A 9,002-nucleotide genomic window follows, 5' to 3' on the forward strand; every position below is an offset into this window, starting at 1 on the left:
CTCTATCGAGAACTCGTAGAACAGCGCACCCTGCGATTCCTGCCGTGGTCCCATCATTGCCACGCACCTCCGCTTGCCTCGCGGAAAGTGAATCAACACTCAACACCCAAAACAACCCGAGTTTTTCAACAGAATAAGCCGTTCGATGCCATTTAGGCATACCCATATTTTCGCTCGATCCAGCGATGTCTACCGAGCCTGCGAAATCAGTTATCGGAGATGCACTGCCGTTAGTCGCCTTCTTGCCCGGCGCCTGCACCGGCCCGGCTCGCCTCGGTCGCAGGGGCGCAGGTGCGGAGCGCGAATTGCTCGAGAAACCGTGAGGTTTCGGTGGTGACATGACGATCCGGGTTGGTTCGAACCGACGCAAGCGCGCGTTCACCAGCCGAAGTCAACGTGACCGACCCCGCCTCGGCCGCGAGCAGTGCCGCTTCCTCGCCGTACATCCCCGGAGTGCCGCCGTCGAGAATGATTGACATGCCCCGCCATTCCAGAGCCAAGGTCACTCCGGCGGAGCGGGAGGCGTCGGATGCGAAGGGAACCAGCAGGAGCGGCACCGCTACCTCGCCCAAGAGCAATTCGGCCCCGTTCCTCAGCTCGTCGGCACGGTCGCAGATCAGCGCCCCAGCTATGATCGGGCAGAGCGGGCCGCGCCGGGCGCGCCAGGTCCCGTCGAGCTGTCGCGGTGCAAGATCGGAATAGGGCTTGCCGTCATTCTGGCGAAGCAGTTCGGCGAGAAGCCTCGGGCCGGGAAACCCGTTTCCGCTGAGCCAGCGCGCCGCCTTGCCCGCCTCTTCGGCCAGCCCCCAGCTCATGCCGGCGCCGCGCGCCGCCTTGCGGGCGAGCGCCTCGATCTCGTTGAGCGAACAGATCATCACAGCGCCTCCGGAAGGGCAGGATAGGTCCAGCCCGCGAACTCCATTTCGGCAAGCTCGTGCGGGAACGGCGCGTTGCGGAACATGTTGATCCGCACCCAGCGGTCGGAGCGGGGGTCGAAGTGGCAGGCGCCGAAGAAGGAAAGCTTCGCGCGCAGGAGATCGATGGGCAGGACCTCAGCGCCGACGGTGTTGTCGCGGATCTCGGCATAGGGATGACGGGCCGCGATCTGCACCCGTCGCAGGATGTGCCGGTGCTCCGGGTGGCGCAGCAGGAAGTCCGCAACCCTTGCGTCGCCAGCTTCGCCCCTGAGCGCTTCGAACAGCAGCGCCGCGTCGCGGCCGGGCGCCAAGGGCTGCTCGTAGGCCGCCACCGGCTCCAGATGGCGCTCGCCGAGGCGCGGCTCGAGCTTCTCGGCCGAGACGTACCACGCGCGGGCCTGCGCTTCTGGGCTGTTCCAATCGATCCCGAGCGCCCAGGCGTAGTCGCGCTCGAGGATGCCGCGCAGCCGTGCCACGCTCATGCCGCCATCAATCCGGAATCCCGCGCTTTCATCCGCGCTCATGCGCATCGGCAGATCATCGACCAGCGCGCCGTAGGGCTCCATCATCAGCGCCACGAGAAGCTCCTGCCCCTCGAGACTCAAGGCGGTCTCGGACCAGCGGTAGAGACGATCCCAAGGCGATGCCCCCTCCAGCGCCCCGCTTTCGACATGCGCGTTGAGCCGGTCGAGATCGCTCTTCAACTCTGCGATCTTGCCGCGCTGGATCGGGTGCTCGGAATGCCATTCGTCGATGTTGCGGCGGCCCCGGCGCAGCATGACCCGAAACATATCCGCCTCGGCGGGCGAGATCGCGGGCAGCGCCCGGATTCGGGCCAGCGCGGTCTCGCGCGCCTTGATCCAGTTGTTGAGAAGGATCGGGTGGTTGAGCAGGAAGGGCGCCATGCCGAGCCCGGTGGAGTTGCCGATCCCGAATCGGCGGCGCAGCCGGGGTTCGAGCGTTACCGCACGGCCGCCGCCCTTGAGGGCGGCGAGGTGTTCGACGAGATCCAGCACGAAACCCCGGATCAGGAACACGGTCAGCATCTCGGCCTGGAACGGCGCCGCGAACTCCGGCCGCTCGCAGATGCTTTCGCGGTCGGCGGCGCCGAGCTTGCCCGAGCCGTAGACGGCGGTGGTGCGCATCAGGTAGCCCACGGCATCGACCTGCGCGGTGTCGGGCTGTTCGCCACGGCTGAGGCAGTCGACCACATGGTCAAACAGCCGCACCGATCTATTGGCCCGCGACACGGTCAGCTCGGTCGCGGTGACACGCCCGGCCTCCTGCAAGGGCACGTTGCGGGACAGCCGCCCGATATCCGCCGCCGAGGGCAGCCCGTCGAACAGGGTGAAGGTCGCGTCCCAAGCGGTGGCGATGACCCGGTCCGAGCGCTGCTCGGGGGCGAGATCGTGGGCAAAGGCCACGAGGCTGTAGCTGCGCTCTGGTCCGTGCATCGTGTAGACCGCATGCCCCACGCCCTTGGCGTCGATCTCAAAGGCGCGGCGCTCAAAGCGCCAGTTCTCGGATTTCAAACGCCGCAGCAGCACCCGCATGAAGGACAGCCGCGACTGGTGGAACGACCCCATCCGTGCCAGGCGCATCACCGTCTCCGGGCGGCGCAGCGCGACGCGATCTGGGCTCAGCTGGTCAAGTTTCATCATGCGCCTCCTCTTCGCATGTTACCACGTATCGGTGCGGGCTGCCCGCCGCGGGCAGCCCGGCGGCCGGATCAGCCGCGTTCGCGACCCTTGGCGAGGGTGATTCTGACCGCGTCCCAGAGAGAGGGCAGCAGCACCAGGGACACCGGAACGGCGGTCACGACGATGAAGCTCTGCAGCTTGCCGACACCGCCCGCGCCGAGCGAGATCAGGATGATGGCCATCAAGCCCATGCCGATGCCCCAGAACACCCGCACCGGCAGCGAGGAGCGGTCCTGATCCGACATGGCAACCGAAATCACGTAGGTCATCGAGTCGCCCGTGGTGGCCACGAAGATCGTCGTCAGCACCAGGAACAGCAGCGAAACAGCGAAGCCCATCGGCAGCTGCTGGGTGATCGCCAGCAGCGCGGCGGGCAGGTTGAACCCCTCGAAGGCGGTCGAGACGGAGCCGGGCTGGGCAAGCTCGAAGGCGATGCCCGAGCCGCCGATGATGGTGAACCAGAAGGTGGTGATGACGGGGGCCGCCAGCGACAGCATGATCACGATGGACCGGATCGAGCGGCCGCGCGAGATCCGGGCGATGAACATCGCCATCAGCGGTCCGTAGCCCATGAACCAGCCCCAGAAGAACACCGTCCACCAGCCCAGCCAGCCCGGCTCGCCGAACAGCCCGGCATCGCCGCGGTGCAGCGCCATGCCGAAGAAATTGCCGATGTAGTCGGCAAAGCCGGCAAAGTAGCTCTTGAAGATGAAGGCGGTCGGCCCGAAGACCAGCATGAACAACAGCAGCCCGCCTGCAAGGATCACGTTGATCTTGCTCAGAAGCTGGATGCCGCGGGTCAGGCCGGAGACCGCGGACAGGGTGTAGAGCGCGACCAGTCCGGCGATCACCGCCGCCTGTGTCGCAAAGCTGTCGGTGATGCCGAACAGGGCGTTCAGCCCGTAGCTGACTTGAAGACCGAGGAAGCCGATCGGGCCGACGGTCCCCGCGACCACCGCGATGATGCAGGAGGCGTCGGCGGCAAGCCCGATCGGTCCGCGGATCGCTCGGTCACCGAACAGCGGGTAGAGCAGCGTGCGCGGTGCCAGCGGCAGCCCCTTTTCATAGTGGTAATGCATCAGCATCACGGTCGAGAGCGCGCCGAGGATCGCCCAGGCCAGAAAGCCCCAATGCATGAAGCTCTGCGCCAGTGCCGGGGCCACGGTCTCCGCCGTGCCTGCCTCGGTGCCGAAGTACGGCGGCGGGAAGAGAAAATGCGCCATCGGCTCGCCCGCGGCCCAGAACACCCCGCCGCCGGCCAGCAGCGTGCACATGATCATCGAGCCCCACTGGAACACCGAGAACTCGGGCCGCGCGAGACCGCCCATGATCGCCCGCCCGCCGGGCAGCACGATCAGGACAAGACCGATCAGGAAGGTCGCCAGCAGCAGCAGCTGCCAGTAGAAGCCGAAATACTTGGCCGAGAAGGCAAAGCTCGCGTCTACCAACGACGACAGAAGCGCGAGGTCGAAAAGCGCGATCAGGCAGAAGATGGCAATGAAGCCGCCGGTGATCGCGAAAAGCGGCCTGTTGATGTGGCCGGAGCCGGGCGTCGCCGCCGCGGCCGGGGTCTGGGTCTGGTCCGTCATTCCATCCTCCCTGAAGGAATTTCGCAGGTCTGTTGTGTTCGGGTGGCGCTACTCGGCCACGGCCCTCAGCCCCGCCTCCCCAGCGGCGCCGAAGCTTTCGTCAAAAAAGCGCAGCCAGTTCTCGCCCATGATCGCGGCCACCTCCGCCGCGTCGAAGCCCACGGCCCGCAGCCCCGCCTCTATGTTGGGGAAGTCCCGGTTATCCTCGAACCAGGTTGGCATGCCGGGGAAACCGGGCGCGGCGGCCGAGCCCTCGCCGTAATCGACACGCTTGGTCCAGCGGCCCATGCGCATCCAGTCGACCACGCTGTCGGGGTGGTCCTGGCACAGGTCCGAGCCGATCCCGAGGCTCTGGGTGCCCGCCACGTCCGCGGTGCGCGCGATCATCTCGCAAAAGCTCTCCAGCGTGCAGGCCGACTTGTCCTTGAGGTGATGCGGATACAGCGAGAAGCCGAGCATGCCGCCGGTCTCGGCCAACGCCCGGATGACCGTATCGCTCTTGTTGCGCAGCGCCGGTGCCCACGAGGCCGGATTGGCGTGGGTGATGGCGATGGGGCGCGCCGAAAGTTCGACAGCCTCCAGCGTCGAGCGCTCGGCGGAATGGCTCATGTCGACAACCAGGCCGACGCGGTTCATCTCCTCGATCACCTCGCGCCCCATCCGGGTGAGTCCCGGATCCTCGGCCTCGTAGCAGCCGGTCGCCAGCAGCGACTGGTTGTTGTAGCTCAGCTGCATGAAGCGCGCGCCGAGCGTGTGGACGATCTCGACCAAGCCGATATCGTCCTCGATCGGGCTGGGGTTCTGGAAACCGAAGAAGATCGCGGTGCGCCCCTCGGCCTTGGCGCGGCGCACGTCGTCGCCGGTGCGGCCCTGAAAGATCAGCTCGGGGAATTCCTCGAAGCGGCGGTTCCAGGCCTCGATGTTGAGCACGGTTTCACGGAAGTTTTCATGATAGGCGATGGTGACGTGGACCGCGTCCACGCCGCCTTCGCGCATCTGGCGGAAGATCTTTTCCGACCAGTTGGCATATTGCAGGCAATCGATCCGGTGGCTCACTTCAGATCCTCCGGCGTGCCGGCCGCGATGTAGGCGGTCTTGACCGTGGTGTAGAATTCGGCCGCATAGGCGCCCTGCTCACGCGGTCCGTAGGAGGAGTTCCCCCGCCCGCCAAAGGGAACGTGGTAGTCGGTTCCGGCGGTCGGCAGGTTGACCATGACGCAGCCGGTGCGGGCGTTGCGGCGGAAATGGGTGGCCCGTGCAATCGATCGGGTGACGATGCCCGAGGTCAGACCAAACTCGGTGTCGTTCACCACCTCCAGCGCCTCGGCGTAGGAGCCGACCTTGATGACGCAGGCGATCGGGGCGAACATTTCCTCGCGGTTGATCCGCATGTCGTTGGTGGTGCCGGTGAAGACGGCGGGCGACATGTAGTAGCCCTCAGTCGCAAGCTTGAGGCGTTCACCGCCGCAGGCCAGCGTTGCGCCTTCGGATTTGCCCAGCTCGATATAGTCGAGGTTGGCCGCCAGCTGCGCCTCGCTCACCACCGGGCCGATCTGCGTGCCTTCCTCCAGCGCGTGGCCGACCTTCAGGGCCTTCGCGCCCGCGATCAGCTTCTCGACGAATTCGTCGTGCACGGCCTCGTGCACCACCAGCCGCGACGAGGCGGTGCATTTCTGCCCCGAACCGCCAAAAGCGCCGCCAAGCGCAAGGCTGACCGCGAGGTCGAGATCAGCGTCATCCATCACCGCCAGCGCGTTCTTCGAGCCCATCTCCATCTGGATCTTGGTGAAGTTCCCAACCGCCGCGCGGGCGATGCCGCGTCCGACCGGCACCGAGCCGGTGAAGGAAATCGCGTCCAGTTCGGGGCTTTCGACCAGCTTCTGGCCGATCTCGCTGCCCGCGCCCATGACCAGGTTGAACAGTCCTTCGGGAATGTCCTGGCGGGCGATGATCCCGGTCAGCGCCACAGCCGAGGCCGGGGTGACATTGGCGGGCTTCCAGATCACCGCGTTGCCAAAGGCCAGCGCCGGGGCGATCTTCCAGCTGGCGGTCGCGGTGGGGAAGTTCCACGGGCTGATCACGGCGACGACGCCCACCGGCTCGCGCCGCACGTCGATTTCAACACCGGCGCGCACGCTGTCGGCGGTATCGCCGATCTGGCGCAGGCACTCAGCGGCGTAATATGTGAAGAACTGGCCGGCACGGTAGACCTCGCCCTTGCCTTCAGCCAGCGGCTTGCCCTCCTCTCGCGACAGGAGTTCGCCCAGTTCGGCCGCGCGCGACATCATCTCGGTGCCGATGGCCATCAGCACGTCGTGGCGCCGCTCAGGGCCATAGCTCGCCCAGACCGCCTGTGCCCGCTTCGCCGCCGCCAGAGCCTCGTCGAGCTGCGCGCTGCTGGCCTGTGCATAGCGGCCGACCACCTCAGACAGGTCCGACGGGTTGCGGTTCTCGATCTCGCCGACGCCGGCGACCCAAGCCCCTGCGATGTAGTTGCGGTTGAGGTCGGTCATGGCGTTCATGTGCTGTCTCCTGTCTGGACCGGGTGCCCCGGACGTGGCTGGAGACAGTAGGCCTGAGCGAATGGTTTCAATCAAACTCGATTAAATTGAATTTTCTTCAGCTGATCTGAAGTCAAGCCGTGTCCCGCAGATCCGCCGTCTCGGTTTCGAGCACTCGCAGAAAGGCGCGTGCCGCCGGCAGCAGCAGGCGGCGCGGCTGCGACACAAGATAGAGATGCCGCCGCGCCTCGCTTTCGGCGAGCGGAAGGAAGGCGAGCCCAGCGTCATCCCGCGGTACGGCCCTGCGGGGCAACAGCGTTAGCCCAACGCCGCCACGCACCAGCGCCAAAAGCGAGGCAGTGTTGGGCACAGACATCAGCGTACCGTCACGGATTGCGGCGAAACCCGGGTCCTCGATCAGCCGGCACAGCCCGTTAGCGATGAAATCGCGTCCGGCGAGATCGCTCCAGCCCACCGCTTTGCCCCGCGAGGCAAGCGAATCGTCCGCTGCGCAGACAACCCCGAAAGTGTCCGAGAACAGCAGCTTGCGCTCGAAGCCTGTCCCCGCCGCGATGCTGGCAATGCCGATATCGGCGCGCTCGGCCTCGAGTTCGCGCTGCACCGAGGCGCTGTCCATGTCGCGCATGTCGATGCGCACCTTCGGATGGCCGCAGCGGAAGTGCCGGATCACCGCGGGCAATATCGCCGCCGCGACGGACGGCGTGACGGCCAGCCGCACCTGGCCCTCCTCGGCGCGAGCCAGCCCTTCAATCGCCGCGACCGTGCGGCCGAAATGCTCGATCTCGCGCCGGGCTTCGCCGTAAATCATCCCGCCCAAGGGCGTCAGGCGCGACTTCCGCGCCGTCTCGAACAGAGCGGCGCCGACATGCTCCTCGAACTGCTTGAGCATCATGGAGACGGCCGAAGGGGTGCGGCCAAGCTGGTTGGCGGCCTCGTTCAGACTGCCCTGCTGCACGACTGCACAGAAACAGCGCAGCATCTCTATCTTGATGGCCAATTTCAAATCTCCTGAAGTAGAATTCAGGTAATGAATTTTGCCTGAATCGGGGAGACCTGTCTACAAGACCCGCGAACAGCAGACACAAGGAGCGACCCATGACCGGCACTCTAAGGAAAATCGGCGGCTCGCCCCGCTTTTCGGCAATCGCGATTCACAACGGCCAGGTGCATCTCGCCGGGCAGGTGTCGCAACTCAAGGACGGCGGCATCGAAGCCCAGTCGCGCGATGTCTTTGCCAAGGTCGATGCGCTTCTCGCGGAGGCGGGTTCCGGACGCGAAGATCTGATCTCGGTGCAGATCTGGCTCTCGGACATGGCCGATTACGCCGGCATGAACGCGGTCTGGGACGAATGGGTCTCTTCCATCACGCCGCCGACGCGGGTCTGCGTCGAGGCTCGCATGGCGCAGCCGCACTACCGCATCGAGGTGCTTGCCGTCGCCGCGGAGCGGTAACCGAATACCGGGCGGGCGCTACATCTCGATGCATGGCCGCCGCCCGAGCAGGGATACGACCGGGAGCGATTGCCCGTTCCGGTCCTTATGCCTGGCGTTTGCCGAGAAAGGCCCGCATCTGAATGCGTCCGGTCGCAATCGTGGCATCCGCTATACGCGCTAAGTCGTCGTTCACCGCTCGCGCAGCGAATGGCGGCTCTCCGCCCGACCTGCATGCGAACCCGTCGCGGCTATGCAGCAGGTCTTCGGCTCATCATAAACAATGTGAAGTCGGGTTGAGTGAAGGCTCCGTTGGCCCCGTATGCCCGCCGTGCAGGCTACGCCAAGTGTGCAGACTACGCCGGGTATGCGATGCATGCCGGTCATCAGGATTTCCTCTGGCCGAGAACTTTCAGTTAAGGCGTCTAACCACGACTTGATGTGTTGTGCGCACGAGGCAAGGCTTCCCAGTTCTCGCCACCTTGCACCAGCGCCGCTTGAGCCTACCAAAGCACAATAATGGACTCACAGATGGCGGGTGTACCAGCAACATCCTCTAGGTTGGGGAGAGTGCGGTCGGCACAAAGCCGTCCGCCACCCTCTTGCCAGAGACTGCCGCCCGTGATCCTCCCCCAGTGAAGTGGTCCGCCGTTATGTTTAGGAAAACGGAGGATCAGAATGGGAACGAAGCGGCACAAACCCGAAGAAATTGTCACGAAGCTGCGGCAGGTTGAGGTGCTTGTCGGGCGAGGGATGGCGCGGGTGGATGCGATCCGCGAAGTGCGCATCACCGAGCAGACCTATTACCGCTGGCGCAAACAGTATGGCGGGATGGGAACCGAC

7 protein-coding genes and 1 pseudogene are annotated in these 9,002 nt (G+C 65.5%); 2 read left to right on the forward strand and 6 right to left on the reverse strand.

The genetic code is table 11. The annotated features are described in order from the left end of the window. Positions 1–230: 230 nt before the first annotated feature. The 6 genes from ACOHWE_RS19800 to ACOHWE_RS19825 form a co-directional block, all read right to left on the reverse strand. Positions 231–875, reverse strand: coding sequence for a DUF3726 domain-containing protein (locus tag ACOHWE_RS19800; protein ID WP_420668465.1), 645 nt, complete (start codon positions 873–875; stop codon positions 231–233). Then, entirely contained in the window at positions 875–2,575 is a 1,701-nt protein-coding gene (locus ACOHWE_RS19805) for a hypothetical protein (RefSeq protein WP_420668466.1), read from the reverse strand. Before ACOHWE_RS19805 ends, ACOHWE_RS19800 begins: the two co-directional genes overlap by 1 nt. Before the next feature lie 71 nt (positions 2,576–2,646). Continuing rightward, positions 2,647–4,206 carry a BCCT family transporter gene (locus ACOHWE_RS19810; protein ID WP_420668467.1) on the reverse strand — a complete coding sequence of 520 codons (1,560 nt, stop codon included), beginning with the start codon at positions 4,204–4,206 and terminating at the stop codon, positions 2,647–2,649. Positions 4,207–4,254: 48 nt separating this feature from the next. Further along, positions 4,255–5,262 carry a membrane dipeptidase gene (locus tag ACOHWE_RS19815; RefSeq protein ID WP_420668468.1) on the reverse strand — a complete coding sequence of 336 codons (1,008 nt, stop codon included), beginning with the start codon at positions 5,260–5,262 and terminating at the stop codon, positions 4,255–4,257. Next, entirely contained in the window at positions 5,259–6,719 is a 1,461-nt protein-coding gene (locus ACOHWE_RS19820; protein ID WP_420668471.1) for an aldehyde dehydrogenase family protein, read from the reverse strand. Before ACOHWE_RS19820 ends, ACOHWE_RS19815 begins: the two co-directional genes overlap by 4 nt. A 121-nt stretch (positions 6,720–6,840) precedes the next feature. After that, entirely contained in the window at positions 6,841–7,725 is an 885-nt protein-coding gene (locus ACOHWE_RS19825) for a LysR family transcriptional regulator (RefSeq protein ID WP_420668469.1), read from the reverse strand. A gap of 98 nt (positions 7,726–7,823) precedes the next feature. Here ACOHWE_RS19825 and ACOHWE_RS19830 point away from each other — a divergent pair, with 98 nt between their 5' ends. Together ACOHWE_RS19830 and ACOHWE_RS19835 are read left to right on the forward strand one after the other, a co-directional pair. Then, positions 7,824–8,180 carry a RidA family protein gene (locus ACOHWE_RS19830; RefSeq protein WP_420668470.1) on the forward strand — a complete coding sequence of 119 codons (357 nt, stop codon included), beginning with the start codon at positions 7,824–7,826 and terminating at the stop codon, positions 8,178–8,180. A gap of 657 nt (positions 8,181–8,837) precedes the next feature. Further along, positions 8,838–9,002: pseudogene (locus ACOHWE_RS19835) on the forward strand (IS3 family transposase); the annotation flags it as partial.

This window comes from Cribrihabitans neustonicus, from assembly GCF_048820895.1.
GTDB lineage: Bacteria > Pseudomonadota > Alphaproteobacteria > Rhodobacterales > Rhodobacteraceae > Cribrihabitans_A > Cribrihabitans_A neustonicus.

What these genes read in the sequence shown, in the direction of transcription:
- ACOHWE_RS19800 (WP_420668465.1), bottom strand. Translation starts at nt 875, where the DNA reads ATGATCTGTTCGCTCAACGAGATCGAGGCGCTCGCCCGCAAGGCGGCG.
- ACOHWE_RS19820 (WP_420668471.1), bottom strand. Translation starts at nt 6,719, where the DNA reads ATGACCGACCTCAACCGCAACTACATCGCAGGGGCTTGGGTCGCCGGC.
- ACOHWE_RS19810 (WP_420668467.1), bottom strand. Translation starts at nt 4,206, where the DNA reads ATGACGGACCAGACCCAGACCCCGGCCGCGGCGGCGACGCCCGGCTCC.
- ACOHWE_RS19830 (WP_420668470.1), top strand. Translation starts at nt 7,824, where the DNA reads ATGACCGGCACTCTAAGGAAAATCGGCGGCTCGCCCCGCTTTTCGGCA.
- ACOHWE_RS19805 (WP_420668466.1), bottom strand. Translation starts at nt 2,575, where the DNA reads ATGAAACTTGACCAGCTGAGCCCAGATCGCGTCGCGCTGCGCCGCCCG.